A 26370-nucleotide genomic window follows, 5' to 3' on the forward strand; every position below is an offset into this window, starting at 1 on the left:
AGTGGTCGCCGCCGTTAGTCGTTCTACGGTCGAGATCAGAAGTTGATCATGTGGCCTGCGAGGCCGTGGATCGCTTCCTGCAGTGCCTCCGACAGAGTCGGGTGCGTGTGGACGTTGCGGGCCAGCTCGTTGACCGTGAGGTCCCACTTCTGGGCCAGGGTCAGCTCGGGCAGCAGCTCCGAGACGTCCGGTCCGATGAGGTGGCCACCGAGCAGCTCGCCGTGCTCGGTGTCGGCGATGAGCTTGACGAAGCCGGTGGCGTCGCCCAGTCCGTGCGCCTTGCCGTTGGCGGCGAACGGGAAGTTCGCCACCTTGATGTCGGATCCGCGAGCCTGTGCCTCCTCGCGGGCCTGATCCTCGGTGAGACCGAAGCTGGCGACCTGCGGCTGGCAGAACGTGGCGCGGGGCATCATGCGGTAGTCGTCGATCGGCAGTGTCTCCGCGCCGCCGATGGTTTCGGCAGCGACAACGGCCTGTGCCTCGGCCACGTGGGCGAGCTGGAGCTTGGCCGTGACGTCGCCGATGGCGTAGATGTGCGGGACGTTGGTCTGCATCGTGTTCGTGATGCCGATGGCACCGCGATCGGTGAGCTCCACGCCGGTCTTCTCGAGGCCGAATCCTTCGACGCGAGGGGCGAATCCGACGGACTGCATCACCTTGTCGACGGTGAACGTCTCGCTCTCACCGGACTTGTTGTGCTTGATCGCGACGGTGACCTTGGAGCCGTCGTCGTCGATACTCTGCACGCCTGCACCGGTGATGACCTTGACGCCGAGCTTCTTGTACTGCTTCTCGATTTCCTTCGAGACGTCCTTGTCCTCGTTCGGGAGCGCGCGGTCGAGGAACTCGACGATGGTGACGTCGACGCCGTAGTTCTTGAGCACGTAGCCGAACTCCATGCCGATGGCACCGGCACCGACGATGAGGATCGAACCCGGCAGATCCTTGGTCATGATCTGCTCTTCGTACGTGACGACGTTCTTGCTCAGCTCGGTTCCGGGGAGCAGCTTGGTGGTGCTTCCGGTCGCGATGATCGCGTTGTCGAACGTGATCGTCTCGGTGCCACCCTTGGTCAGCTCGACCTCGATGGTGTTGGCGTCGGTGAACGTGCCTTGACCGTCGTACTCGGGGATCTTGTTCTTCTTCATCAAGAAGTGAATGCCCTTGACGCGGCCGTCGGCAACCTTGCGGCTGCGGTCGAACGCAGCGCCGAAGTCGAAGGACGCTTCACCCGAGATACCGAACAGCTTCGCCTCTTTGGTGAAGAGGTGCGCCAGCTCGGCGTTACGGAGAAGGGCCTTGGAGGGGATGCAGCCGACGTTCAGGCACACACCGCCCCAGTACTTCTTCTCGATGATGGCAGTGCTGAGTCCGAGTTGTGCCGCGCGGATAGCAGCGACGTACCCACCGGGACCGGCTCCGAGGACAACGACGTCATAGTGTGAGGTCACGAGGCCCCAGCGTAGTCGTGCTCTGCCGCACTGTCTCGACCTGGTCTTCGTTACCCGTCGGTAGCCTCCCGTCGGCCGGCCGACCCGAGGACGCGCCTGCTGCTAGAACTGTGGAATGGCAATTTCGGACGACCCGTACCTCTGGCTCGAAGACGTCACCGGCGACGCTGCGCTCGCGTGGGTGCGCAAAAGGAACGAGGTGACGGTCGGGGCGCTGAGCGGCACGGCCTTCGACGCCACCGAGGCGAGCATCCGAGAGATTCTCGACACCGACGCTCGCATTCCGTACGCACGCCGCCGGGGGCAGTTTCTGTACAACTTCTGGCGCGACGGCGAGCACGTCCGCGGTCTCTGGCGTCGAACCACGATGGACGAGTACCGAACCGAGAATCCGGTGTGGGACGTTCTGCTCGACCTGGACGCTCTGGCCGAGAGCGAGGGCGAGAACTGGGTCTGGGGCGGTGCCCAGGTGCTGCGGCCCGAGCAGAGACTGGCGCTGGTCACCCTCTCCCGCGGCGGAGCCGACGCGACGGTGGTCCGTGAGTTCGATCTCGACTCCCGCGCTTTCCGCGCTCCGGAGGACGGCGGATTCGCGCTACCGGAGGCCAAGACCGACATCGGCTGGATCGATGCCGACACCGTCTTCGTCGGAACCGATTTCGGGGACGGGTCACTGACCGAGTCGGGCTACCCGCGGATCACCAAGCGGTGGCGGCGCGGCACTCCCCTCGTCGACGCCGAGACCGTCTTCGAGGGTGAAGCACAGGACATCTCGATCTCGGCCTGGCACGACCGCACTCCCGGATTCGAGCGGGATTTCGTCCAGCGGGCCACCGACTTCTACAACTCCGAGACCTACGTACTCGACGGATCTGCGTTGACCCGAATCCTGACGCCGACCGACGCGTCGACCTCGGTGCACGAGAACTGGCTGCTGGTCCGGACCATGACGCCGTGGACCGTCGGCGACACCACCTACCCGGCCGGTGCGCTGCTCGCTGCAGATTTCGACGAGTTCATATCCGGCACAATCGCTCTCACCGTTCTGTTCGCCCCGGACGAGCACACCTCGCTCCACCAATACGCCTGGACCGAGAACTACCTGCTGTTGGTGACGCTGCAGGACGTACGAACGCAGTTGCACGTCCTGAACCCACGTGCGAAGGGGTGGGACGCCGGCACGATCGACGGGTTGTCGGACCTGACGTCCACCGAGATCATCGGCACCGACGCCGAGGAGAACGGTGACGAGTTCTTCCTCTCTTCCTCCGGCTACCTGACCCCGGCGACGCTGTTGGTGGGCACCGTGGGCGCCGAACTGGAAGTACTCAAGCAGGCGCCTGCATTCTTCGACGCCGAAGGGATGACGGTCGAGCAGTTCTTCGCCCGCTCGGACGACGGAACACAGATCCCCTACTTCGCCGTCCGCCGCGTCGACGCCGGTCCCGGTCCCACGCTGCTGTACGGCTACGGCGGCTTCGAGATCTCGATGACCCCCGGCTACAGCGGCGCAACCGGGCGGGCGTGGCTCGAACGTGGTGGCACCTACGTCGTGGCCAACATCCGCGGCGGTGGTGAGTACGGGCCGTCCTGGCACACCCAGGTACTGCGCGCCGGACGCCATCTGGTGCACGAGGACTTCGCCGCTGTCGCACGCGATCTCGTCACCCGAGGCATCACCACAACCGAGCAGTTGGCCGCGCAGGGCGGTAGCAACGGCGGCCTGTTGATGGGCATCATGGTGACGAAGTACCCGGAACTGTTCGGCGCGTTGGTATGCCAGGTCCCACTCCTGGACATGAAGCGGTACCACCTGCTGCTCGCGGGCGCGTCCTGGGTGGCCGAATACGGCGATCCCGACGACCCGGCCGAGTGGGAGTTCATCTCGCAGTACTCGCCGTACCAGAACGTGGTGGCCGCGTCGGAGCGCCGATACCCACCGATCCTGATCGCGACGTCGACGCGGGACGACCGCGTCCACCCCGGACACGCTCGCAAGATGGCCGCTTCACTGACCGAGCTCGGCCACGACGTGAGCTACTACGAGAACATCGAAGGCGGGCACGGCGGGGCGTCGGACAATGCCCAGTTGGCCTTCAAGACGGCGTTGACCTACGAGTTTCTCTGGCGGCACCTCGAACGAGACCGGTGATCAACCCGCGAGAGCGGCCTCGAACATCGGCCACGAGTTGTGCAGGTCGGCCTGCCAGTAACCCCACGAATGGGTCCCCCGGTCACGCAGCTCGAAGTGGGCCGGAATGTCGAGCCGGTCGAGGGCGGTCTTCAGACGCCGAGTGCAGTCGCCGGTTGCCACCTCGATAGCGCCGCCCACGATCATCTGATTGAGCAGTACGAAACCCGGTCCGTTGGGATTGGTCCCGTCCAGAGTGTCCGATGCTCCCGCCAGACCGCTGCCGTTGGAGATGTACAGCGCGGTTCCACGCAACTTCTCGGCGTTGACGACTGCGTCGTTGCGAATCCAGTCGGGATCACCGTCGGGGCCCCACATGTTGGTCACGTCGGTTCCGAGAGCCAACGACGCGACGGTCTTGACGTACGCCTTGCCCAACGGATCGGTTGTCGAAGCGCAGCCGCTGTACGAGCCGACGGCCCGGTAGAGCCCCGGATTCTGAATCGCCAGATTCAGTACCGAAGTCGCAGCCATGGAGATACCGGCAATTGCGTTGCGCCCGTTGGTCTTCAGCAGGTCGTCGATGAGCGGGGGCAGTTCGTCCGCCAGGAACGTCGCCCACTTGTTGCGGCCCTGTGCTGGATCGTCGTGCTGCCAATCCGTGTAGTAGGAGTACGCCCCACCCACCGGAGTCACCACGTTGACGTTCTTGTCGGCGAAGAAGGACACGACGTCGGTTTGGGTGTACCAGTCCATTCCGTCGAGTCCGCCGCCCGCACCGTTGAGCAGATACAGCGTGGGGCTCGGTGCCGTCCGGTCCGGTGAACGCAGAATCTTGAGCGGAATCGTTCGATCCATCGCTGCCGAGTGGACGAACGCGGTCATGGCCACGTCGCCGGCAGCCTCGGTGCGCACCACGTAGGACGACGTCGGCGGAATCGGCAGCGAGTCGACAGGCGTCGCGTTCGCGAGCGGATGCACCACTGCCGTCGTGCAGACGGCCACACACAGGACGGTCAATCTGCGTCCCGCGGACGAACGAGCGAACCTCGTCCCACCCCCGCGTCGACGAATCGAATCCCCCACGCCGTTCATAGTCGTGCTCACTAACGTCGCCGAACAATTGTTGGTTCAACAGCTTTCTACATCAAAACGGACCGGAAGTATGCAGAAATGACGAATAGCGAGCAGAAAACCGAAAGTTAATTCAAGTGAACTACTTGTGCATCCACTCGGCGACGAGGTCGGCCACCGCGGTGGGGTTACGGATCCAGCCGTTGTGACCGAGCGGCTCGTCGACGTGCTTCGAGGTGACGTCGGCACGAACGAGCTTGCGGACGAGGTTGTCCATCGAGCCGCGCGGTGCGAGGTCGTCACCTTCGATGGTGACCGCGAGCACCGGAAGCGTCAGACGGCCCAGTCGTTCCTCGTAGTCCACATCCGCCCCCGCAGGCTCGATCGATCCGGTGCGTGCAAATCGGGACCAATCGTCGATCAGGACGCGCGATTGACGGCCGAAGCCGCCGATACCGATTCGGTCCCCCGGCCAGAAGCCGGCGATGCTGCTGGTGATCGCCATCGCGGCAGCGCCCACGTACAGCGGGACGCCGCGGGTCGTACCGAAGCCACGGTGGTACGGCGACCCGGACGCCACCAGAATCAATCCGCCGAGCCTGCCTCGAATACGGGCGGCGTACATCGACCCGAGCTGCCCACCCATGCTGTGACCGAGAAGGTACGGCGTTGCCTCCGGAAACTGCTCCCGAACCACCTCGAAGATCGCGGGAAAGTCGACCGAGACCAGTTCCTGATATCCGTATCTGCTCGACGAGCTCGGCTTCGGCTCACTGTCCCCCTGTCCACGGAGATCGCCGATCGCCGCATGAAAACCGCGTGCCACGAGCGCTTCGGCAAACAGCCGGTAGTAGCCTCCGGGGATCCCGAGACCCGGGAGAATCACGATGACGGGCGCATCGTCTCGCCCCTCGCCCGGAAACAGTGACACCGGCACCGTCGAACCGTCGGGCATCTGAATCGGAACCGTCTGCATCGGCCCACCCTATGACGTGCGCCCGTGCAGTCGACCAGAGGATGATCGGATGGAAGCCAAGGGTCGACAAGGTCGAACGAATGACACTTCGAAACCACGAAAGCCGGGCCCGACAGTATGTCGGGCCCGGCTTTCGGTCGCGGTTCAGCTGGGAAGCGTGCCTGGGATTTCGAGCACGCCCGAGCCGCTGCCCTCCGAGCTACCGAGAGCGAGCAACTGCAGCAGGATAGCGAGCAATTCCATTGAAAACTCCTTCAGGAAACGGGATTCGATGCTTCGACAGCATCGCGGGAGAACGTGGATCCGAACAACAGCGGCTCCGATCGCGCATCACGGCCGAAGGCCAACGGCGCGGAGCCAGGAATGTCAGTCGGAAGAAGAACTGATACCCGAGAAGAGCTGGAGGAGGATCGAGAAGAGGTCACCGAGTTCAGCGGACATGCGACAGGCTCCTTGATAGAGGGGGATATGCAGATCGAACGTGACGGTCGTCACTCGATTACCTCTGCAAGGAGATTTCTACCCGAACAGATAACGTTCTGTACACGCAATTGGGACTAAAAGTCGAAAATCTTAGTGAGCCATCACAAAACGGTCACGATGTCGTCGATACCGCGGCCGCCCCCCGACGGCGACCGCGGCACGTTACGCACTGCTTAAGCGGCGCTACCCGACGTCAGCACGCCGACGATCTGATCGACGATCGCGTCGACGATGCCGTCGTAGACGCCGGTGGCGATGTCGGTGAAGAACTGCGCTGCTGAACCCATGGGATCTCCTGATGCTCGTGTGTACGTACAGCCGTAGGTAATACGACCTCCCTCGTTCCTACCGCACACTCACCCCCGGTGCAGCACCCGGTACCAACTCGAGATCTCGAAGAGGTAGCTCCACAACGACTTACCGGTAACAAACCGGGGCTACCGGCGAAAACTATTCGCCGATCACGTCTTTGGCCCGACCGACGAGCAACGGGTCTGTTTCCCCGACGATTTCGGGGTCCTTGTTGGCGTAGTCGAACTTGTTGAGCACAAAACGCATCGCGTTGATGCGGGCGCGCTTCTTGTCGTTGCTCTTGACGACCGTCCACGGTGCGATGTCGGTGTCGGTAGCGCGAAAGTTCTCTTCTTTCGCAGCGGTGTACGCGTCCCACTTGTCCAGCGAGGCAAGGTCCATCGGGGAGAGTTTCCATTGCCGCACCGGGTCGACCTGCCGAATCGCGAAGCGGGTGCGCTGCTCGTGCTGCGACACCGAGAACCAGAACTTGGTCAAGCTGATGCCCTCGTCCACGAGCATCTGCTCGAACAGTGGAGCCTGGCGTACGAACTGGGCGTGCTGCTCGTCGGTGCAGAAGCCCATGACGCGCTCGACGCCCGCGCGGTTGTACCAGGACCTGTCGAACATGACGATCTCGCCTGCGGCGGGCAGGTGCGCGATGTAGCGCTGGAAGTACCATTCCGTCGACTCACGGGCCGACGGCTTCTCCAGGGCAACGACGCTGGCACCGCGGGGGTTCAGGTGCTCCATGAAACGCTTGATCGTGCCACCCTTACCGGCAGCATCACGGCCCTCGAAGATGATGACGTGACGTCGACCGGTCTCTTTGGTCCACATCTGCAGCTTGAGCAGTTCGATCTGCAGTAGGCGCTTCTCCAGGTCGTACTCCGCACGGGTCATGCGCTCGTCGTACGGGTAGTTCTCCCGCCAGGTATCGACGACGTGCCCGTCGGGAACCGTCAGCAGGACGGGGTCGTCGTCATCGGAGTCGTCGACAGTGAAACCCGACGTATCGGCAAGATCCACGGCCGTGGTGACGTCGAGCAGGTCGCTCAGGTCGGTGCGCGAAGCCTCACCGTTGCGGAGATCGTTGGCGGTCATGCGCCGAAAGTTAGTGCTCCTCGGTGACCAATCCATGGCGACTCGGTGAACAGCTGACAACTGCGGCATGCTGCGCGTCGCCCCGGCCCGCAAGGGGGACGGGCCGGGCACGCGCGCGTCCGATCAGGTGCGACCGTAGCCCTCGCCGAAGCCTCCGGTCCAGGGCTCGACCGGGAAAAGTCCAGAATCTTGTTCGCGCTGCGCTTTCGGACCATCCGTTTATCGGGGTCGATATGGGTGAAACCCCCGATGTGTCGAAAGCCGTTGATGACGCAGACTTTTCACCATGACATTCGAGAGCGGTTCACCCAGAGAATTCACCCTGTCCAGTTCACAGAAGATGATCGGAGGCGTGTGCGGCGGCATTTCAGAATATTTCGGCTGGGACGTCAATGTCGTCCGACTGGCCACCGTCACCGGAGCGGTCCTGACCGGCGGCACCGTCGTGCTGATTTACCTTGCAGCCCTGATGCTGGTGCCGCGTCGTGCATGACAGCGCAGCCCGAACACGACGAAGCCCCGGACCCGAACGAACCGGGCCGGGGCTTCGCGGCTAGCTGGCGCTGGAGATTCCCTCGGCGCTACCGGTGAAGAGTTCGGTGATCGCATCGGAGATGCCCGCGGCGATGCCGTCGGTGATGATTCCGCCGAGGCCGCCGCCTTCGGTGCCGCCGCCGAGCAGACCGGTGATGAGATCGAGAAGCATGAGAGGTTACCTTTCGAAGGCAGGACTGAGGCCCGATACGGACGTGTGACCAGGCGGGGTGAAACATAACGTTCCGAACACAGCCTGGTTCACGGTTTCGGACAAAAAGGACCTACGGACTGTTTGGCGACACGAAACCGACTCGCTGGAGCCGACTCTCATCGGCCGTCGTCACTTTCCGGTGATCAACCAACCGCACGGTCCCGCGAGTTCGTCGGCCTCGGCAGGGCCCATGGAACCGGGTGCGTAAGGCTTCACCTCGGGCGGATCACCGAGCAACGGTGCCGCCACGTCCCATACGTGCGCCAAACCGTCGGGCCGGGTGAAGAGCGAACGGTCTCCGCCCAGCACGTCGAGAATCAGGCGCGCATACGGGCTGAGTGGCTCGGCATCGGGCACCGACTCGAGCGGGAGCGCCAAGTGCCCGACGGACAGGTCGAAATCCGGTCCCGGTTCCTTGACCGTCATGGCGATGTCGATGCTGCCGTCGCCCGAGAGGTCGAACGAGAGCACCGCGCCGTCCTCCGGCAACTCGCCCAGCGGACTGTCGGCCGGCTTGCGGAACACCAACGAGACGCGCTGTTCGCTGACACCCAACATCTTTCCGGTGCGGAGCAGAAACGGAACCCCCCGCCAGCGGTCGGTATCGACCCACAACGTGGCTGCGACGAAGGTATCGACCTTGGAATTCTCGTCGACGCCCTCGACGTCGCGGTAACCGTCGTACTGACCGAGAACCACTTCGGCGGTGTCGAGCGGCCGGAACCGGCCGATCACCGTCTCGCGAGCCGATTGCAGATCATCGGCCTTCAGCGATGCCGGCGGTTCCATCGCCACCTCGGCCGCGACCTGGAACAGGTGCGTGACGAGCATGTCGAGCACGGCACCGGTGGCGTCGTAGAACTCTGCGCGATCGTCGATGTCGAGCGTCTCGGGCACATCGATCTGTACCTGCGCCACGTGCTCGGCGTTCCAGATGCCACTGATCATTCCGTTGGCGAACCGCGCCACGTGCAGGTTCTGCGTCGCTTCCTTACCGAGGAAGTGGTCGATTCGATAGACCTGCTTTTCGTCGACGACCTCGTGGACGGCCTTGTCGAGTTCCTCGAAGTTCTTCTGCGAAGTGCCGAAGGGCTTCTCGTAGACCACCCGGGCACCGTCGGCGAGGTCGTGTGCACCGAGGGCTTTCGTGTAGTCGACGAAGGTGCTCGGTGGCAACGCGATGTAGTGCACCAACTGAGCGTCGTCACCGATGTCCTTCTTCACCTCGGCGACGACCTCGGGCAGCTTACCGGGATCGTCGACGGTGAAGCCGTTGCCCGCGAAGCGGATTCGCTCGGAGAATGTCGACCAATCGTCCTCGGCCACGTTCTCGACGAACTCGTCGAGCCCGCTGCGGACGTGTTCGCGGAACTCGTCGTCGGACGAGTCCTTACGGCCGTTGCCGATCAGGACCCATTTCTCCGGCAGCAGGCCTTCGAGGTGAAGTTGATAGAACGACGGCAGGACCATTCGCTTCGCGAGGTCTCCGGTTGCGCCGAACAGGACGAATACAGTGGGTTGAGAGGACGCCATGACCTCCACTATGCACCGCATGGTTTGGGAGCGCACAGTGCCGAAGAGGTGAGGTTCAGGATGACAAGATCACGGTTTCACGGGGAGATCTACGGGGTAGGCACAGCGTCGGGTGTGCGGATCGTCGTCGGACATTGGACGAAGTCGCCACTCGGCGAGTTCACCGATGTCATGATCCAATTCGCCGACGGAAGACGTCTGCTCGTCGCGCCCAACGAGGACGTCCGGGAATTCGTCACCGCCACATACACCTTCGACTCCACCGAACTCGTGCCGGTGACATTCGCCGCCGAACCCGACAACTGGCGATCGGTGCAGGCCGGTGATCTGTCGGTGAGAATCCGAGTCGCCGGGCCCACCGTCCTCGGTCGCGCGTTGAGTCTCGTCCCCGACGCGGTGTCCACGGCACCGTGGTTCTGCGCGATCAGCGACCCCATCGCCCGAGTGATACTGCGGGGAGTACGCACCCGCGGCAGCGCCGGCGGCGGCCGACGCGAGTACTACGGTGCGCGCGGGCAGCATCGGGTCACCGAGGTCTCGGCATCATGGCAGGGCGAGGACCTCGGGACACTCACCCCGGTCACTCCCCCGGTGACCTTCGGCTTCGGCAGCACCCCCGCCGCACCGTCGGTCACCTCCATCACCACGACGATCGACAGTTAGACCACCACCGCGCCGGACGCCCGCAGCTCGTCCAGCGCCGCGGCGGAGGTCTCGGGCGCAACTCCCGCAACGAGGTCGGTCAGAACGCGGACGTCGAGCTTCTCGGTCACAGCGTCTTTCGCCGACGCCAGCACGCAATAGTCGGTCGCAAGTCCGACGACGTCGACGGCAGTGACCTCGTTGGCGGACAGGATCTCGGCCAGAGATGTCCCGTCCTCGGTGACGCCCTCGAACGCGGAATACGACGGCTTCCCCTGGCCCTTGTAGACGTGCACGTCGACCGAACCGGTCGCGTAGTCCGGGTGATACTCGGCTCCGACCGTGCCCGCGACGCAGTGCACCGGCCAGGTGGTGACGAAGTCCGGGGCCGTATCGGTGGCGAAGTGTCCGCCGTTGTCGCCCTCCGCATCGTGCCAATCGCGCGAGGACACCACGAGGTCGTACTCATCGCCGTGGCGCGCCAGGTACGCGCTGACCTTGCGCGCCACCTCCGCACCACCGGTCACCGCGAGCGCGCCGCCCTCGGTGAAATCGTTCTGCACATCCACTACCAACAGAGCACGTGTCATGGAGCCCAGTATCCTCGACGCGTGCGCATATCGTCTCTCGTCACCTACCCCGTCAAAGGATGCGCAGGTGCGGCACTGAATTCGGCCCAGGTGAGTGCCACCGGCCTCGAACACGATCGCGCATTCATGATCGTCGATGAAGACGGCGCCTTTCGCAGTCAACGCAGCGACCCCGTTCTCGCGGTCGTTCGGTGCGCGGTGACGGACGGGGCGTTGACTCTCGAACACGCATCGACAGGATCCATGACCGTGCCCGTCGATCGGGACTCCGCGCCGCGCGACATCACGATGTTTCGTGCACCGATGCGAGGGATCGACCAGGGCGACGAGGTTGCCGCCTGGCTCACCGAGGTGATCGGAGAACCGTCGAGGCTGGTCGCCGCCCCACGCGACCACGGCCGAGTCACCGATGGAATCTCGCCCGGATCAGCACAATTCGCCGACAGCGCCGCCGTCCACATCCTCTCGACCGCCACGCTCGCCGGTCTCAACTCCCGACTCGACGTCGCACTGCCGATGGATCGATTTCGTCCCAACATCGTCGTCGACGGCTGGGAAGAACCACATCGGGAAGACGAGGTTCGCGAAGTCGGAATCGGGTCTGCTCGCCTCGCGTACACCAAACTGGCCATCCGGTGTGCCGTGACCACTGTCGAGCAGACCACCGGTGAGCGGGGCGGCCCCGAACCCCTGCGCACCCTGGCCACCTACCGCCGCGCGCGGCAGAAGGGCGTGGCCTTCGGAGCGAAGTTCTCGGTGCTGCAGAACGGCACCGTGTCGATCGGTGACGAACTACACGTCGAGACCTGGGGCGAGTCGGAGCTCTAGCTCGAACGGCATGTGGTTGGCCCAGCCGTTGCGAGCGCGCAGCGAAACCTGTTGTCCTGCTTGCACAGTCACCGTTCGCCGGCCGGTGCCCAGCGCAGCGTTCGTGCCGCGGTACCGAATGAAGGCGGTGAGCTCGTGACTGCCCGGCTCGAGCGAATAGGTCGACGGCTCGGTCCACGACTGCCGATGCTCGACGCCGTCGATCGTCACGAACGGGCGCGCCAACGTGCGCACCAGCGACGCGTTCACCCAATGCGGAGCGAACTCGATCTCGATCGTGGCGACCATGACTCGAGGCTACCGACGTGATCGCCCACTATTCGCGTCCGCACACGGTTTTCCGTCTACGAGAACGAATTGTGGACCGCCACGTCAGTAGTGCCCGATGCAATGAGCGCCGCCAACTGAATACGTGCCTGCCCCGCTCGCAGCTCCCGTGAGAACACCGCACCTGCATCGAGGAGATCGTGCCCACCCCCGCCGCCGCCGTACGTCGGCGAGGTCTCACCGAACGGCACCCGCGTCGTGACGACCACGTGCACCCCGGCCGCCACCGCCTCCTTCACTGCGTGGACGACACCGGCATTGGTGTTGCCCGAGCCCAGTGCCTCCAGCACGATGCCCGACGCCCCGGCCTCACGGCTGGCGTCGATCTGGACACCGTCGGCACCCGGATACAGGGCGACGATATCTACCCGAATCCCGGCAACAGGCTTCCACTGCAAGGGTTTCGGCCGAGGGAGCGCCGCCGACCGAAAGGCATCGAGCTCGGTGGTGTGCTTCTTGATGACGCCGCGAGCCGGCAGCAACCGTCCGCCGAACGCGATCAGGACACCCCGCTCGGACTGCGCTGCCGCCACCGCCGCGGCGATGTTGCTCGGACCGTCCGGATCGGGGTGATCCGAGGTGCGTTGCGCACCGGTGAACACCACCGGACGCTCGTCGTCGTGGAACAGATCGACATACAGCGCCGACTCCTCCATCGTGTCGGTGCCGTGCAGCACCACCACTCCGACGCAGCCGTGCTCGGCCAGAGCGTCTGCCGTTGCCGTGCGAATGGTGTCGAGATCCGTGAAGTCCAGCGCGGAGCTGTCCTTCGACATCACCTCGCGCACCCGCACACCGTCGAGTTCGATCCCTGCACCGGCAACCGGACGAGAAACCCCGTGCTCGTCTCGACTGCTGGCAATCGTGCCACCGGTGGTGAGCAAGGCGACATGCTCACTCACTGCGCGCCGCCACCTCTCGAATTCTGTTGCGGCACAGGTACCATCCCCCTATCAACATCGGCGCGATGAGCAGGATGGACGCCACCGTCCAGGTTCCCACCGGTTTGTCGAAGGCCATCAGCACGAGTACACACGCCAGGAAGCCTAGCGTTGCGTATCCGGTGTACGGCGCACCGAACAGTCGGAATGCAGGTCGGGTGACCGCACCGGTCTTGGACAGCGACCAGAACTTCAGCTGACACGCCACGATGACGGCCCAGGCGCTGATGATGCCGAGCGCAGCGAGATTCAGCACGATCTCGAATGCCTGCGCGGGCACGACGGCGTTGAGCACGACGCCGAGCAACGTCACCACCGAGGTCAGTGCGATGCCTCCGTACGGCACACCCGACTTGTTCATCCGTGCAGCGAATTTCGGTGCCGAGCCGGCGACGGCCATCGAGTGCAGGATGCGTCCGGTGGAGTACAGACCGGCGTTGAGCGAGGACAGCGCCGCGGTGAGGACCACGAGATTCATGATCGCATCGGCACCTTCGACGTCGATGGCTCCGAAGAACGTCACGAACGGACTCTCACCGGCCTGATAAGCGGTGTACGGCAACAGCAGTGACAGCAGCAGAACCGAGCCGACGTAGAACACGACGATGCGAACGATGACGGTGTTGATCGCCTTGGGGATGACCTTCTCCGGGTTCTGCGTCTCCCCGGCTGCGGTGCCGACGAGCTCGATCGAGGCGTAGGCGAACACGACGCCCTGGATCACCACGATCGCAGGCAGCAGGCCGTTGGGGATGAGTCCACCGTTGTCGGTGAGGACACTCAGACCCGGTTCCTGCCCGTCGATGGGCGTGCCGAAGATGACGTAGTAGGTACCGATTGCCAAGAAGGTCACCAGCGCAACGACCTTGATGAGCGCGAACCAGAACTCCAGCTCGCCGAACACTTTGACCGACACCAGGTTCAGCCCGAGAACGAGCACCAGGCCGGCGAGCGCGAACACCCATTGGTCGACGTTACCGAGCGGAGCCCAGTACTTCTTGAAGAAGTTCATGTACAGCGCGACAGCCGTGACATCCACGACGGCCGTCATCGCCCAGTTCATCCAGTAGAGCCATCCGGCCGCGAACGCGACCTTCTCCCCGAAGAACTCGCGGGAGTACGAGACGAACGATCCCGACGACGGGCGGTGCATCACCAGCTCGCCCAGTGCGCGCAGGATCAGGAACGCGAAGAAGCCGCAGAGCGCGTACACCAGCACCAGGGCCGGCCCAGCGTCGTGCAGTCGGCCGCCTGCACCCATGAAGAGGCCCGTGCCGATCGCGCCGCCGATGGCGATCATCTGAATCTGGCGCGGGGCCAGCTCTTTTCGATATCCCAGGTCCTCTTCGCTGAAGGCCTGCTTGGTTGTCGGGTTCTCGGTGCTCATCGCGTCACCTCGTCGACGTCTCGGGAGCAACAGCATGCTCGGTGGGAGCCACCCGCAGGTTCGCGAGATGCTCGGGGCTCAGCAGTCGATCCAGCTCCTCGCGCGCCAGCAGACCCTTTTCGAGTACGAGATCCACGACGTTGCGTCCACTGACCAGTGCTTCCTGCGCAATGGCAGTCGATTCCACGTACCCGAGGTACGGGCTGAGCGCGGTGACCAGACCGATGGAGTTCTCCACGCGCTCACGCAGCAGATCCACGTTGGCGGTGATTCCGTCGACACATCGATGCGCCACGGTGCGGCACGCCGCACTCAGGTGCTCCATACCGTCGGACAGGGATTTGACGATGATCGGCTCGAATGCGTTGAGCTGCAGCTGCCCTGCCTCGGCAGCCATCGTGATGGTGACGTCGTGGCCGATCACCTCGTAGGCAACCTGATTGAGAACCTCGGGAATGACGGGGTTCACCTTGCCGGGCATGATCGACGAACCCGCCTGCATCGGAGGCAGATTGATCTCGTTGAAGCCGGCACGCGGACCGGAGGACAACAGGCGCAGGTCGTTGCAGATCTTCGACAGCTTCACCGCGACGCGCTTGAGCACACCGGACAGGTGCACGAACTGTCCGACGTCCTGCGTGGCCTCGATGAGGTCCGTCGCGGTGACGAGCGGCAGGCCGGTGATGGTGCGCAGATGCGCGACGGCCGATTCGGTGTAGCCGGCGGGAGCATTGAGGCCCGTGCCGATTGCGGTGGCCCCGAGGTTGATCTCGTGTACCAGCAATGCGGCTTCTTCCAACCGTGAGCAGTCCTCGTCGATCATGATCGCGTAGGTACCGAACTCCTGCCCGAGGGTCATCGGCACCGCATCCTGCAGCTGGGTGCGACCCATCTTGACGACGGTGGCGAATTCGCTTGCCTTGCGGGAGAACGAGTCTCGCAACACCTTCATCGAGGCGATGAGCTCGTGCACGGCGAAGATGGTCGCGATGTTGACCGACGTCGGGTACACGTCGTTGGTGGACTGCGAGGCGTTCACGTGCTCGTTGGGGTGCAGCATGCTGTAGTCGCCGTGCGGATGCCCGAGGATCTCCAGGGCGCGATTGGCGATGACCTCGTTGGCGTTCATGTTGGTCGAGGTGCCCGCGCCGCCCTGAATGACGTCGACGACGAACTGCTCGTGCCACTGGCCGTCGAGGATCTCCTGGCACGCCGTGCGGATCGCTTCCCCGCGGGTCGCGTCGAGAATCCCGAGATCCTGATTGGCCGACGCGGCCGCCCACTTCACCGCCGCGAGTCCGCGAACGAGGTGCGCGTTGGTCGAGATCGGACGCCCGGTGATGGGGAAGTTCTCCAGGGCTCGCAGAGTGTGGATTCCCCAATACACGCTCGTCGGGATGTCACGTTCCCCGAGAAGATCCTTCTCGATACGGGTATCGGCCACAGTGCGCTCCTAAGTGGGGGTGTCCAGCTGTCCGGCTGTCTGACAGGTAGAGTGTGGCGCAGAACACCTCGTTGGTCAACCCCAGGCTAGGATCACGTTATGAACCTGTCGGACAGCTGGGCAGTCAGTGCGCCCACCAATGCCCGCATGAGCGCAGCCGAGGCGGTGTTCGCAGACCTGCGCGCAGCGATCGCGTCGGGAGATCTTCCCGTCGGGCAAAAGCTGCCGTCCGAGGCCGCGCTGGCCACCCGACACAGCGTCAGCCGTTCCGTCATCCGTGAGGCTCTGCGCTCGTGCCATGCCCTCGGCTTGACCGAAACCAAAACGGGCCTGGGCACTTTCGTCGTGCGCGATCGGGTCGGCAGCGACCTCGACATCGGCAATTACGCCGCCCGCGAATTGATGGAGGCCCGCCCCCACGTGGAGATCCCCGCGGCCGGTTGGGCCGCGGAGCGTCGCACCGAGGAGGAGCTGACGGTGCTCGCCGGGCTGGCCGACGAGATGCGCTCCGAGGACGACCACGAGGCCTGGGTATTGCTGGACGCACAGTTCCATACCGCCATCGCAAGGGCGAGCAAGAACCGCGTGTTCGAGGCGATCATCGTCGACATCCGGGATGCGTTGACGCGGCAATCGGAGACCCTCAATCTCGTCGCCCACCGCCAGCAGCAATCCAATGTGGAGCACGATGCCATCGTCGACGGCATCCGATCAGGCCGGTACGACGACGCTGCGCATGCCATGACTGCGCACCTCGATGCCGTCCGCAGTGCAGTGGAGTCGCTCGCCGATCGGCCGGATCAGTAGTACTACTAGGCTGGGAGTGGAGCCTGCGGAACGACCCCCGATAGGCTGCCCCCCGTGACGAAGGTATTGAACTCCCTCCCGGTCGGCGAACGAATCGGCATTGCATTCTCCGGCGGTCTCGACACATCGGTGGCCGTGGCATGGATGCGCGAGCACGGCGCGATTCCGTATGCCTACACCGCAGACATCGGCCAGTACGACGAGCCGGATCTGTCCGATGTGCCCGAGCGCGGCCTGGCCTACGGGGCCGAGCAGGCGCGGCTCGTCGACTGCCGTGAGCCACTCGTCGAGGAGGGACTGGCTGCGCTGACCTGCGGCGCGTTCCACATCCGCTCGTCGCTGCAGACGTACTTCAACACCACTCCGCTGGGCCGCGCAGTGACCGGCACGATGTTGGTCAAAGCGATGCAGGAAGACGGCGTCTCGATCTGGGGCGACGGCTCGACCTACAAGGGCAATGACATCGAGCGGTTCTACCGCTACGGCCTGCTCGCCAATCCGCAGCTTCGGATCTACAAGCCCTGGCTCGACGAGGCGTTCGTGGCCGAGCTCGGCGGCAGGCACGAGATGTCGCAGTGGCTCACCCAGCGCACGCTCCCCTACCGCGATTCCGCCGAGAAGGCGTACTCCACCGACGCCAACATCTGGGGTGCCACCCACGAGGCCAAGAGCCTCGAATACCTCGACACGTCCCTCGAGATCGTCAACCCCATCATGGGAGTCCGCTTCTGGGACCCCGAGGTGGAGATCGCCGCCGAGGAGGTCACCGTCGAGTTCGAGCGCGGCCGCCCGGTCCGCATCAACGGCAAGACCTTCGACAGCGCCGTCGACCTCGTCATGGAAGCCAACGCCATCGGCGGGCGCCATGGCCTCGGTATGAGCGACCAGATCGAGAACCGCATCATCGAAGCCAAGAGCCGCGGCATCTACGAGGCCCCGGGCATGGCGCTGCTGCACATCACCTACGAGCGACTCGTCAACGCCGTCCACAACGAGGACACTGTTGCGTCTTACCACAACGAGGGCCGACGACTCGGACGCTTGCTGTACGAGGGACGCTGGTTCGACCCGCAGGCACTGATGCTGCGCGAAGGTCTGCAGCGCTGGGTCGGCAACGTCGTCAGCGGCAGCGTGACGGTACGTCTGCGCCGCGGCCAGGACTTCACCATCGTCGACACCCAGGGCACCAACTTCAGCTACCACCCCGAGAAGCTGTCGATGGAACGTAGCCAGGGCCAGGCCTTCTTCCCCGGCGACCGCATCGGTCAGTTGACGATGCGCAACCTCGACATCGCCGATTCCCGCAGCAAACTCGAGCAGTACGCCGCGCAGAATCAGCTCACGGCCTGGGGCGACCTGATCGGCGAACTGCCCGCAGGCGGAGCCGACGCCATCGCCGCAAGCAGCCCCGGCAGTGCGGTGGACTCCTCGGCTCTGGACCACGCCGCCATCGAGTCCGGCACTGACTAGAGCTGATCGCCGAACTCGAAGTTATGGACGGATTTCCGCCGATTTCCGTCCACAACTTCGAGTTCGGCGGTCAGTCTTCGGGCTCGGTGAGCCCTTCATGCTCGTCGCGCTCCGCCCACTCGAGAAGCTCGTCGATGGCGAATACCGCGTCGTCGATGCCCGCGTGCAGGTCACCCAGATCGGCGAATCTGGCAGGCACTGTGTAGATCGTGAATTCGCGCGGATCCACGCTCGCTACTTCGTCCCACGAGATCGGCGTCGACACCGTCGCCTGTTGATTTCCCCGCACCGAATACGCGCTGGCGATGGTGTGATCACGGGCATTCTGGTTGTAGTCGACGAACAGTTTCGACGGATCACGATCCTTGCGCCACCACGTCGTCGTCACGTCCTCCGGTGCTCGACGCTCCACTTCACGCGCGAAAGCCAGTGCAGCCCTTCGTAAGTCCTTGAATCCGTAGGCCGGGTCGATCCGAACGTAGATGTGCAGCCCGTGCCCGCCGGAGGTCTTGGGCCAGCCGACGGCGCCGAGATCTCCCAGCACTTCTTGCACCACTCCGGCCACGCGTCGGACTCGGTCGAAGGAACAGTCGGGCATCGGATCGAGGTCGATGCGCCACTCGTCGGGCATCTCCACGTCGGCGCGGCGGCTGTTCCACGGATGAAATTCGACGGTGGACATCTGCACAGCCCAGGCCACGTGCGCCAACTCCGTCACGCACAGCTCGTCCGCGGTGCGGTTGTAGCGGGGAAACGTCACCTGCACGGTCTCGAGCCACGGCGGCGCTCCGTTGGGCACGCGCTTCTGGTGCACCTTGTCGCCGGCGAGGCCCTTGGGGAAACGGTGCATCATGCACGGGCGCTCCCGCAACGCGCGAACGATGCCGTCGCCCACGCTCAGGTAGTAGTTCACCAAATCCAGCTTGGTGGCACCGCTCTCGGGGAAATACACCCGATCGGGATTGGAGATGCGGACGACGCGGTCACCGACCGGTAACTCGATCGACGGAGAGCTACTGGCCATGAGGTCGAGGGTAAGCGATCAAGAACGCAGCGTGATGCCGTAACGGTCTCTTTTGCGGTAGATGGTCGCGCGGCTCATGCCCAGCTCCTCCGCCGCCTCGCTCATCGTGATGCCGGGGCGAGTGAGTACGCGGATCATCTCGTCGCGCTCGAACGTCTCGATGCGGGTGAGCCGGTGGGTGGTGTGTGAGAGCACCTCCGGCGGTAAGTGTTCGACGCCGATGACGTCGGCGCGAACAGCGGCGTGGTGCATCACCGTCGCTACTTCCGCCACGTTGCCCGGCCAGGCGTATTCACGCAGTGCTCGCTCGGCCGCGCCGGTCAGCGTGACGGCCCGGCCACGTACTCGTCCTGCCAGGTGCAGCGCGAGCGGCGCGATGTCGTCGGGTCGATGCCGAAGTGCGGGCAATTCGACGACCGTGCGCAGCAATCCCGCGAGTGCATGCGGAACGTCGTCGTAGTTGGATGCCGTCACGGTCACCGGCACGCCTGCTCCCGCCCGGCGCAGAAGCTCGGCCAACGTGTCCGCAGCGCGGGCGGGCAGCCTGTCGACGTCACGAATGACCACTGCGGTATCGGGTTTCGGCAATTCGGGCGTCCACAGGTCGAGCCAAGATTCGGCGTCACGGGCAGCCGGTGCACCGGCACTGAGGATCCGGCCACGGGGCCGCGATGCCCGCAGCGCTCGGGCCAGGACGGTGGCTCGACCCGATCCTGCCTCGCCGACCATCAATACCGAACCATGATCGGCCAGAGCCGATCTCGCGGTGCCGAACGCGGTGCGCCACGCCGGCGAAAGGTCGTCGACGATGCCGGATCCCGCACCGCTGTGCGCAGTCTCGACCCGGAACACCTCACCGCGCGGGGCCGGCCGAGGCTGCTGGCCCTGCGATCGCGCAAGCATCATCGCCGAGGTGTTCCCGGCCGCCGATTGAGCAAGGGCCAGAAGCAGATCCGACGACGACTGCGACCACGTCGTGAGATTGACGCACCCCTCGACCCGGCCGGTCAGTGGATCGAGGACCGGCGCGGCCGCGCAGGTGTACCCGGCCAGGGACAGTGAATAGTGCTCGTCGGCTCTGACCACCGCGGGCACCCGATCCGCGAGCGCCAGCGCGAGTCCGTTGGTCCCCGTCTGGTCCTCGGCATACGAGAACCCGGGTGCCAGATGGACGCGATCGAGTGCGGCGAGGAGTTCGCGGTCGGCGCTCACCCGATCCAGTACGAGACCGTCGGCGTCGGTCAGCATCATCGACACCGGCTCGTTCGCCAACGTGTCACGCAGACCGTCGAGCACTTCCCTGCCGCACCGGTAGAACAGGGATTCGCCGTCGTAGGTTCCCGAGAACACGGGAGCAACCTCGTCCAGCGAGACGCCGTACCGCTGACTGCGGTGCCAGGATGCGAGAAGACGGTGCGAGACGGCAGCGAGGGGCTCCGAGTGGAGTCGGGCTCGCGCGAGGCCCTCCGATTCAGCCATGTGACCCACGTTACATTCGCAGGTCGCAATACCGATCTTTCGATCGTCTCGAATTGAGACAGCGAGAGGCTCTCGAGGCGGCCCCACCGCCTTACCGTCGTGCACAGGCAAACATGACCCATGTCACGAACCGCACTTTGGGAGGCTCACGCATGTACACGAAAAACGGCGAAAACTTCTTCATCGTCGACGCCCACGTCGCCCTGTGGGACGCGCGGCAGGAGAACCAACGCAACATCCACGGCAAGCAGTTCATCGACTGTTTCTACGACTATCACCGCAACCTTTCCCCCGAGAGCGAGCTGTGGACGTACGACGAGTACCTCTACCAGGGTGGCGAGCGGCTGATACACGACCTGTTCGACATCGGATACGTCGATCACGCGATCTTCCAGCCGGCGCACCTCGGGGAGTTCTACAAGACCGGGTTCGGGCAAACGGAGGAAGCGTCGGCACTTGCCGCCGCACATCCGGACAAACTGACCTACAACCACCACTTCGACCCGCGTAACGGCGAGCGTGGCCTCGACCAACTGCGTGCCGACGCGGAACGCTTCGGGCTGAAGGGCGTCAAGCTCTACACCGCCGAGTGGCACGGCGACTCCCGCGGCTACAAGCTCGACGACGACTGGACGCGGCGCTACCTCGAAGTGTGCCGCGAGGTCGGCATCAAGAACATCCACGTGCACAAGGGGCCGACCATCCGTCCGCTCGATCGCGATGCATTCGACGTCGCCGATGTCGATCACGTGGCCACCGACTTCACCGATCTGAACTTCGTCGTCGAACATTGCGGACTGCCCCGGCTCGAGGATTTCTGCTGGATCGCCACCCAGGAGCCCAACGTGTATGCCGGCCTCGCCGTGGCCATTCCGTTCATGCACACGCGCCCGAAGTACTTCGGTCAGATCATGGGTGAACTGCTGTACTGGCTCGGCGAGGACCGCATCTTCTTCTCTTCCGACTACGCGCTGTGGACACCCAAGTGGTTGGTCGAGGGATTCGTCGACTTCCAGATCCACGAGTCCCTCGACGAATACGCGCCCATCACGCTCGAGCAGAAGAAGAAGGTGCTCGGACTCAACGCCGCCAAGCTCTACGACATCCCGGTGCCCGCCGAGCTGCAGCTGCCCGACGCCGACGAGACCGAGACCGGTCCTCGTCAGCCCGAACGCGCCGACCTCGCGGCGGTGTGAGATGACGACCGCTACGTCTACCAGGAAGGACGAGGCGTACACCGCCCTCGGAGTCGTCCTGGATCCCGAATTGGACGAGCCCATCACCGATCTCGGCTTCGTCCGATCCCTCGAGGTCGACGACGGCACAGTGCACGTTCATCTTCGACTGCCGACGTCGTTCTGTTCGCCGAACTTCGCGTACCTGATGGCGGGAGACTCCAAGGACGTGCTGACGGCGTTGCCGTGGACCGAGCACGTTCTCGTCGAACTGGACGATCACCACGACTCGGACAAGATCAACGCCGGCCTCGCCGCCGACGCAGGTTACCGAGGCACTTTCGGGCACGAGGCCGAGGAGGACCTCGAGGAACTACGAGCGACGTTCCGACGCAAGGCATATGTGGCGGCGATGGAACGGTCGCTCATGGCATGGTTGCGTGCCAATCCCGACTCGACCGAAAATGACTTGGCTGCAGTGGTTCTCGGAGATCTAGCGGACGATCGCACCTCGACCGCGCTGCTTCGCCGACGTGAGGCACTCGGGCTGAGGGTCGACCCGGCCGCTCCGGCTCTGGTCGATCACACCGGACGCCCGCACACCGGAGATCTGACGATGGTGATGCGGCGCGCCCGCGCCACCCGCGTCTCGATCGACGGCAACGCGCACTTCTGTCGTGGATTGCTGCAGACCCGCTACCCGGGGTCGGAGGAGCAGCAAGTACCTCGGATGGAAGGCGCGTTCATCCCCCTCACCACCCTCACCGTCCAGCACGGCACTACACAGGAGCAGTCACGATGAGCACGATGCGCGCAGTCCAGGTGGTCGGGTACCACAAGAATCTGGAGATGACCGAGGTTCCGATTCCGGAAGTACAGGGCCCGCTCGACGTCATCGTCAAGATCGGCGGGGCCGGCGTGTGCCGCACCGATCTGCACATCCTCGAAGGCCAATGGGCCGAAAAGTCCGGCGTCACACTGCCGTACACGATCGGGCACGAGAATGCCGGGTGGGTCCATGCCGTCGGCTCGGCCGTCACCAACGTGCGCGAGGGCGACAAGGTGATCCTGCATCCACTGGTGACGTGCGGGTTGTGCCGCGCCTGCCGATCCGGAGACGATGTCCATTGCGAGACGAGCGATTTCCCCGGCATCGACACCAACGGCGGGTACGCGGATTATCTGCGGACCAACGCCAGGACAGTCGTGAAGATCGACGATTCACTCGAACCGTCCGCCGTAGCCGCACTGGCCGATGCCGGCCTGACGGCCTATCACGCGGCCGCGAAGGCGGCCAGGCGACTGACACCGCGAGACAAGTGCGTCGTCATCGGAGCAGGCGGTTTGGGCCACATCGGCATTCAGGTGCTCGAGGCGCTGTCCCCGGCCGAGTTGATCGTCATCGACCGCAATGCCGATGCCGTGAAGCTGGCGCTCACCCTGGGCGCAGATCACGCGGTGGTCGCCGACGGCAGTCAGGTCGATCAGGTCATGGAACTCACCCGCGGCTTCGGGGCCGAGGTGGTACTCGACTTCGTCGGCGAGAACGGCTCCACCGCAGAAGGATTGGCGATGACCAGGCGGGCCGGTGACTATCACGTCATCGGGTACGGCGAGAACGTCGACGTGCCGACCATCGACCTGGTCTCGGCGGAGAAGAACATCGTCGGCAATCTCGTCGGGTCCTACAACGACCTGTGCGATCTGATGTCCCTCGCCGCACGCGGTGCCGTCAACCTGCACACGCAGACCTACGCACTGGACGACTTTCAGAGTGCGATCGACGACCTCGACAACGGACGGGTTCGCGGACGCGCGATTCTCGTACCGTGAAACCGGGTAGTACCCACCAGCATCACACCGACTAGAAGGAGCAACGTTGATCTTCATCACCGCCAAGTTCAAGGTCAAGCCTGAGCACGCCGACAACTGGCCCGAGATCTCACGCGATTTCACCGAAGCGTGCCAGGCCGAAGAAGGATGTCTCTGGTACTTCTGGTCGCGTACCCTCGACGACCCGACCGAGTACGTCCTGGTGGAGGCGTTCAAGGATCCCGATGCCGGTGCGACGCACGTGAACTCGGATCACTTCGAGCAGGCCCAGAAGGATCTCCCGCCGTACCTGCAGGAGACGCCGAAGATCATCAGCCAAGAGGTGGACGGCACCGACTGGAACGAACTGGGCGAGCTCGCGGTCGACTAGTTCGTTCAGCTAGGGCCGTTGACGATCCCGGACCACCTGGCCCAGCGTCACGATGGCGTCGGCGAACTGCCCGGGCAACTCCTGAGGCGGGTTGTGGCCGCAATCGACCTGACGAACATCGATCAGATCGGTGAAGTGCGACGCGTGGTCCGGGCTGCCGTACAGCGAGGCGACGGTGTCCTCGGGCGGATCGATCACGACCGTGGGCACCGTGATCCTCGGCTGCTGTGTCAGCAATTCTTGCGTTTCTGCATAGGCGGCGTCCCCGCCCTCGACGCCGTATCGGTGCCGGTAGGAATGCACGGTCACGTCCACGAAGTCGGGGTTGTCGAAAGAGGGTGCAGTGGCTGCGAATTCGGAGTCACCGAACCGCCAGGTAGGCGACCAATCCGTCCACAGCGTCTGTGCGATTTCTGCGCGGTAGGCCGCCAGCCCGGCCCGGCCCCGCTCGGAGTGCAGGTAGTACTGGTACCAGTACCGCTTCTCGAGGTGTGGCAGCACCGGCGTGGACACAGCGGCAGCGATGTCCTGGACCAGATATCCGGAGACGCTCACCAGGCCCGACACCAGCTCCGGCCACAGCGCGGCGACGACGCACGCTGCTCGCCCACCCCAGTCGTAGCCCGCGACGATGGGCTCGTTCAGCTCCAGCGCGATGATCAATTCACGGAGGTCGTGGCCGATTGCGGCCTGCTCACCGGAGCGCATCGTGTCCGCGTCAACGAACCGGGTCGGTCCGAAGCCGCGCAGGTACGGCACCACCACGTCGTAACCGGACTCGGCGAGCAGCCTGGCGACGTCGTCGTAACTGCGCGGGTCGTACGGAAAACCGTGCAACAACACCACCGAGCGGCCCGCCGGATCACCGACGCGGTCGAACGACACATCCAGCACCCCTGCGCGAATCATCATCGGTCCATGTTCGCATTGTGGGGCCGAGGGTCAGCTGCTCAACACGTCCTCCATACCGGGAGCGAGGACGTCGGACAGGTCGGTCCATGGGACGGTGATCGTGATGAGGCCGATGCCGTAGGAACCCACCTGATAGTCCCCGAAGTGAATGTTCATCCCCTCCGGTGATGCCGTCCAGTTGCCGAAGTTGGCCACTGTCGGCTCGATGCCCGGGCGCTCGAAGTTCTCGCCTGCCCGGGTGGTCGGCAGAATCTCCGCTGCTCGTTCGGACAGCCTGGCCAGACCGGAATCCAGGTCGGTGAAGGCATCGCCGAGAGAGATCGGTTGCGCGGTGTCGGCGTCGATCGTCACGGTCGCAAGCAGTGAATTACCGTGCGCTCCGGGCGGAACGGCGATCCAATCGGTGATCTGTTCGGCACTGATCACGCGTCGCCCGACGTAGGTCGCACCCGTCGAGTAGCCGTCGCTGAGGGCGAAGTCGTATCCGTAGTCGCCGTCGATCTGATCTTGGAGCGCAGCGCGCATCGACTCGTTGAATTCCGCCGTCACGGCGGGATCCCCACCACTGAGCTGCGGAATGGCGACGTCGTAGGTGGCATGCTCCGTCGATCCGGTGATCCGAGTGCTGCCGACGACGTACGGCTCGACGGCATTCGAGGTAGTGGGCGGAGTTGTACTCGTCGGCTCGGCGCTCTCGGCCGTAACCGGTGCAGCGGTGGTCGTCGGCGCTGACACCGACGTGGCGGTTCCCGAGGTGGAGCAGCCCGCCAGAGCCGCGGTCACTGCGAGTGCAACGGTCATCGAGCCGATACGAGTCATGACCGACCTTAACCGCGGGCAGCTCGATCGACCACGACAAAGCCCGACATGCGAGGCAACTCCGCTGTTAGCGTCGAACAGATCAGGGCATCGACCGGTCCACGCTCGGAGGGAGTTCGATGAGAACGACGAGCATCATCACCAATCTGCGGGTACCGAACGTCGACGCGGCCAAGTCGTTCTACTCCGAGTTCCTCGGTCTGGCTTCGGAGGAGTTCGATATGGGGTGGGTCGCGCGGCTGACGTCGCCCGATCGCCCGGTCAGCGTTCAACTGGTGACCGGAGATGTCAGCGCACCGGAGGATTCGGTGCTGTCGGCGCTCACCGACGATGTCGACGGCGCGTACGCCGAAGCGCAGAAACTGGGCTACGAGATCGTGTACCCGTTGACCACCGAGCCATGGGGTGTGCGCCGCTTCTTCGTTCGCGCTCCCGACGGCAATGTCATCAACATCGCGTATCACCGGGACTGACTGCTTCGGAATCGTGTGCAGCTGACCGCGCTGAGCACGGCTGGTTGCACCCGATTCG

General features: G+C 64.3%; 26 protein-coding genes. 11 read left to right on the forward strand and 15 right to left on the reverse strand.

Annotated features, from left to right (window positions below; all coding sequences use genetic code 11):
* Window positions 1-35 precede the first annotated feature (35 nt).
* Window positions 36-1451, reverse strand: coding sequence for a dihydrolipoyl dehydrogenase (lpdA, locus tag O4220_RS22960; protein WP_269607829.1), 1416 nt, complete (start codon window positions 1449-1451; stop codon window positions 36-38).
* A gap of 115 nt (window positions 1452-1566) precedes the next feature.
* Here lpdA and O4220_RS22965 point away from each other — a divergent pair, with 115 nt between their 5' ends.
* Window positions 1567-3603 carry a prolyl oligopeptidase family serine peptidase gene (locus O4220_RS22965; RefSeq protein WP_269607830.1) on the forward strand — a complete coding sequence of 679 codons (2037 nt, stop codon included), beginning with the start codon at window positions 1567-1569 and terminating at the stop codon, window positions 3601-3603.
* Here O4220_RS22965 and O4220_RS22970 read toward each other — a convergent pair whose 3' ends face one another.
* From O4220_RS22970 to ppk2, 3 genes are all read right to left on the reverse strand, one after another.
* On the reverse strand, window positions 3604-4677 hold the full coding sequence (locus O4220_RS22970) for an alpha/beta hydrolase (RefSeq protein ID WP_420030450.1): 1074 nt from the start codon (window positions 4675-4677) through the stop codon (window positions 3604-3606). It abuts the gene before it with no gap.
* 121 nt (window positions 4678-4798) lie between these two features.
* Window positions 4799-5632, reverse strand: coding sequence for an alpha/beta fold hydrolase (locus tag O4220_RS22975; RefSeq protein ID WP_269607832.1), 834 nt, complete (start codon window positions 5630-5632; stop codon window positions 4799-4801).
* Between the two features lie 933 nt (window positions 5633-6565).
* On the reverse strand, window positions 6566-7510 hold the full coding sequence (gene ppk2 / locus O4220_RS22980) for a polyphosphate kinase 2 (RefSeq protein ID WP_269607833.1): 945 nt from the start codon (window positions 7508-7510) through the stop codon (window positions 6566-6568).
* A 286-nt stretch (window positions 7511-7796) separates the two neighbouring features.
* Between ppk2 and O4220_RS22985 the strand changes: the two genes are divergently transcribed.
* Window positions 7797-8003 carry a PspC domain-containing protein gene (locus tag O4220_RS22985; RefSeq protein ID WP_269607835.1) on the forward strand — a complete coding sequence of 69 codons (207 nt, stop codon included), beginning with the start codon at window positions 7797-7799 and terminating at the stop codon, window positions 8001-8003.
* A 60-nt stretch (window positions 8004-8063) separates the two neighbouring features.
* On the opposite strand, the gene O4220_RS22990 is transcribed toward O4220_RS22985, so the two are convergent.
* Both O4220_RS22990 and O4220_RS22995 read right to left on the reverse strand, forming a co-directional pair.
* Window positions 8064-8216, reverse strand: a complete 153-nt coding sequence (locus O4220_RS22990; protein ID WP_269607836.1) for a hypothetical protein — start codon at window positions 8214-8216, stop codon at window positions 8064-8066.
* A 171-nt stretch (window positions 8217-8387) separates the two neighbouring features.
* Window positions 8388-9791 carry a glucose-6-phosphate dehydrogenase gene (locus tag O4220_RS22995; RefSeq protein WP_269607837.1) on the reverse strand — a complete coding sequence of 468 codons (1404 nt, stop codon included), beginning with the start codon at window positions 9789-9791 and terminating at the stop codon, window positions 8388-8390.
* Between the two features lie 60 nt (window positions 9792-9851).
* Between O4220_RS22995 and O4220_RS23000 the strand changes: the two genes are divergently transcribed.
* Window positions 9852-10454 carry a hypothetical protein gene (locus tag O4220_RS23000; RefSeq protein ID WP_269607838.1) on the forward strand — a complete coding sequence of 201 codons (603 nt, stop codon included), beginning with the start codon at window positions 9852-9854 and terminating at the stop codon, window positions 10452-10454.
* Here O4220_RS23000 and O4220_RS23005 read toward each other — a convergent pair.
* Window positions 10451-11023, reverse strand: coding sequence for an isochorismatase family protein (locus O4220_RS23005; protein WP_269607839.1), 573 nt, complete (start codon window positions 11021-11023; stop codon window positions 10451-10453). The two genes, O4220_RS23000 and O4220_RS23005, sit on opposite strands and share 4 nt — an antisense overlap.
* 21 nt (window positions 11024-11044) lie before the next feature.
* Between O4220_RS23005 and O4220_RS23010 the strand changes: the two genes are divergently transcribed.
* Entirely contained in the window at window positions 11045-11851 is an 807-nt protein-coding gene (locus O4220_RS23010; protein WP_269607841.1) for an MOSC domain-containing protein, read from the forward strand.
* Here O4220_RS23010 and O4220_RS23015 read toward each other — a convergent pair.
* From O4220_RS23015 to aspA, 4 genes are read right to left on the reverse strand one after another with little or no spacing between them, the layout of a single operon-like run.
* On the reverse strand, window positions 11816-12139 hold the full coding sequence (locus tag O4220_RS23015; RefSeq protein ID WP_269607842.1) for a hypothetical protein: 324 nt from the start codon (window positions 12137-12139) through the stop codon (window positions 11816-11818). The two genes, O4220_RS23010 and O4220_RS23015, sit on opposite strands and share 36 nt — an antisense overlap.
* Window positions 12140-12195: 56 nt before the next feature.
* Window positions 12196-13080: an asparaginase gene (locus O4220_RS23020; RefSeq protein ID WP_269607843.1), complete on the reverse strand. Its 885-nt coding sequence runs from the start codon at window positions 13078-13080 to the stop codon at window positions 12196-12198.
* Window positions 13073-14506 (reverse strand): amino acid permease, encoded by a 1434-nt coding sequence (locus O4220_RS23025; RefSeq protein ID WP_037171967.1) that lies wholly within the window; start codon window positions 14504-14506, stop codon window positions 13073-13075. The genes O4220_RS23020 and O4220_RS23025 overlap by 8 nt, the downstream gene beginning before the upstream one ends.
* Window positions 14507-14510: 4 nt before the next feature.
* Complete coding sequence (gene aspA / locus O4220_RS23030; protein WP_269607844.1) at window positions 14511-15950, reverse strand: aspartate ammonia-lyase; 1440 nt, start codon at window positions 15948-15950, stop codon at window positions 14511-14513.
* A gap of 99 nt (window positions 15951-16049) precedes the next feature.
* Between aspA and O4220_RS23035 the strand changes: the two genes are divergently transcribed.
* Entirely contained in the window at window positions 16050-16757 is a 708-nt protein-coding gene (locus O4220_RS23035) for a FadR/GntR family transcriptional regulator (RefSeq protein ID WP_269607845.1), read from the forward strand.
* Window positions 16758-16811: 54 nt separating this feature from the next.
* Entirely contained in the window at window positions 16812-18227 is a 1416-nt protein-coding gene (gene argG, locus O4220_RS23040; RefSeq protein ID WP_269607848.1) for an argininosuccinate synthase, read from the forward strand.
* A gap of 70 nt (window positions 18228-18297) precedes the next feature.
* Here argG and ligD read toward each other — a convergent pair whose 3' ends face one another.
* Both ligD and O4220_RS23050 read right to left on the reverse strand, forming a co-directional pair.
* A complete protein-coding gene (gene ligD / locus O4220_RS23045) occupies window positions 18298-19251 on the reverse strand; it encodes a non-homologous end-joining DNA ligase (protein WP_269607849.1) in 954 nt (317 codons plus the stop codon).
* Window positions 19252-19269: 18 nt separating this feature from the next.
* On the reverse strand, window positions 19270-20730 hold the full coding sequence (locus tag O4220_RS23050) for a helix-turn-helix domain-containing protein (protein WP_269607850.1): 1461 nt from the start codon (window positions 20728-20730) through the stop codon (window positions 19270-19272).
* Between the two features lie 152 nt (window positions 20731-20882).
* Between O4220_RS23050 and O4220_RS23055 the strand changes: the two genes are divergently transcribed.
* From O4220_RS23055 to O4220_RS23070, 4 genes are read left to right on the forward strand one after another with little or no spacing between them, the layout of a single operon-like run.
* Window positions 20883-21926 (forward strand): amidohydrolase family protein, encoded by a 1044-nt coding sequence (locus O4220_RS23055; protein ID WP_269607851.1) that lies wholly within the window; start codon window positions 20883-20885, stop codon window positions 21924-21926.
* 1 nt (window position 21927) lies between these two features.
* Window positions 21928-22707 carry an iron-sulfur cluster assembly protein gene (locus tag O4220_RS23060; protein ID WP_269607852.1) on the forward strand — a complete coding sequence of 260 codons (780 nt, stop codon included), beginning with the start codon at window positions 21928-21930 and terminating at the stop codon, window positions 22705-22707.
* 5 nt (window positions 22708-22712) lie between these two features.
* Window positions 22713-23738, forward strand: a complete 1026-nt coding sequence (locus tag O4220_RS23065) for an NAD(P)-dependent alcohol dehydrogenase (RefSeq protein ID WP_269607906.1) — start codon at window positions 22713-22715, stop codon at window positions 23736-23738.
* A gap of 46 nt (window positions 23739-23784) precedes the next feature.
* Window positions 23785-24108: a putative quinol monooxygenase gene (locus O4220_RS23070; RefSeq protein ID WP_269607854.1), complete on the forward strand. Its 324-nt coding sequence runs from the start codon at window positions 23785-23787 to the stop codon at window positions 24106-24108.
* 9 nt (window positions 24109-24117) lie between these two features.
* Here the strand turns inward: O4220_RS23070 and O4220_RS23075 are convergent, their stop codons facing one another.
* Both O4220_RS23075 and O4220_RS23080 read right to left on the reverse strand, forming a co-directional pair.
* Window positions 24118-25020, reverse strand: a complete 903-nt coding sequence (locus tag O4220_RS23075) for an alpha/beta fold hydrolase (protein WP_269607855.1) — start codon at window positions 25018-25020, stop codon at window positions 24118-24120.
* Window positions 25021-25050: 30 nt separating this feature from the next.
* Window positions 25051-25839 (reverse strand): RsiV family protein, encoded by a 789-nt coding sequence (locus tag O4220_RS23080; protein ID WP_269607856.1) that lies wholly within the window; start codon window positions 25837-25839, stop codon window positions 25051-25053.
* Window positions 25840-25958: 119 nt separating this feature from the next.
* Between O4220_RS23080 and O4220_RS23085 the strand changes: the two genes are divergently transcribed.
* Entirely contained in the window at window positions 25959-26312 is a 354-nt protein-coding gene (locus O4220_RS23085; RefSeq protein WP_269607858.1) for a VOC family protein, read from the forward strand.
* Window positions 26313-26370: the final 58 nt, after the last annotated feature.

The organism is Rhodococcus ruber (genome assembly GCF_027270735.1).
GTDB lineage: Bacteria > Actinomycetota > Actinomycetes > Mycobacteriales > Mycobacteriaceae > Rhodococcoides > Rhodococcoides rubrum_A.

Coding starts and splice junctions, on each gene's coding strand:
- O4220_RS23005 (WP_269607839.1), bottom strand. CDS start 11,023: ATGACACGTGCTCTGTTGGTAGTGGATGTGCAGAACGATTTCACCGAG.
- O4220_RS23065 (WP_269607906.1), top strand. CDS start 22,713: ATGCGCGCAGTCCAGGTGGTCGGGTACCACAAGAATCTGGAGATGACC.
- O4220_RS23055 (WP_269607851.1), top strand. CDS start 20,883: ATGTACACGAAAAACGGCGAAAACTTCTTCATCGTCGACGCCCACGTC.
- ppk2 (WP_269607833.1), bottom strand. CDS start 7,510: ATGACCGCCAACGATCTCCGCAACGGTGAGGCTTCGCGCACCGACCTG.
- O4220_RS23085 (WP_269607858.1), top strand. CDS start 25,959: ATGAGAACGACGAGCATCATCACCAATCTGCGGGTACCGAACGTCGAC.
- O4220_RS22985 (WP_269607835.1), top strand. CDS start 7,797: ATGACATTCGAGAGCGGTTCACCCAGAGAATTCACCCTGTCCAGTTCA.
- O4220_RS23080 (WP_269607856.1), bottom strand. CDS start 25,839: ATGACTCGTATCGGCTCGATGACCGTTGCACTCGCAGTGACCGCGGCT.
- O4220_RS23025 (WP_037171967.1), bottom strand. CDS start 14,506: ATGAGCACCGAGAACCCGACAACCAAGCAGGCCTTCAGCGAAGAGGAC.
- O4220_RS23035 (WP_269607845.1), top strand. CDS start 16,050: ATGAACCTGTCGGACAGCTGGGCAGTCAGTGCGCCCACCAATGCCCGC.
- O4220_RS22995 (WP_269607837.1), bottom strand. CDS start 9,791: ATGGCGTCCTCTCAACCCACTGTATTCGTCCTGTTCGGCGCAACCGGA.
- O4220_RS23060 (WP_269607852.1), top strand. CDS start 21,928: ATGACGACCGCTACGTCTACCAGGAAGGACGAGGCGTACACCGCCCTC.
- O4220_RS22990 (WP_269607836.1), bottom strand. CDS start 8,216: ATGCTTCTCGATCTCATCACCGGTCTGCTCGGCGGCGGCACCGAAGGC.
- ligD (WP_269607849.1), bottom strand. CDS start 19,251: ATGGCCAGTAGCTCTCCGTCGATCGAGTTACCGGTCGGTGACCGCGTC.
- O4220_RS22975 (WP_269607832.1), bottom strand. CDS start 5,632: ATGCAGACGGTTCCGATTCAGATGCCCGACGGTTCGACGGTGCCGGTG.
- O4220_RS23015 (WP_269607842.1), bottom strand. CDS start 12,139: ATGGTCGCCACGATCGAGATCGAGTTCGCTCCGCATTGGGTGAACGCG.
- O4220_RS23075 (WP_269607855.1), bottom strand. CDS start 25,020: ATGATGATTCGCGCAGGGGTGCTGGATGTGTCGTTCGACCGCGTCGGT.
- O4220_RS23000 (WP_269607838.1), top strand. CDS start 9,852: ATGACAAGATCACGGTTTCACGGGGAGATCTACGGGGTAGGCACAGCG.
- O4220_RS23050 (WP_269607850.1), bottom strand. CDS start 20,730: ATGGCTGAATCGGAGGGCCTCGCGCGAGCCCGACTCCACTCGGAGCCC.
- O4220_RS22965 (WP_269607830.1), top strand. CDS start 1,567: ATGGCAATTTCGGACGACCCGTACCTCTGGCTCGAAGACGTCACCGGC.
- O4220_RS22970 (WP_420030450.1), bottom strand. CDS start 4,677: ATGAACGGCGTGGGGGATTCGATTCGTCGACGCGGGGGTGGGACGAGG.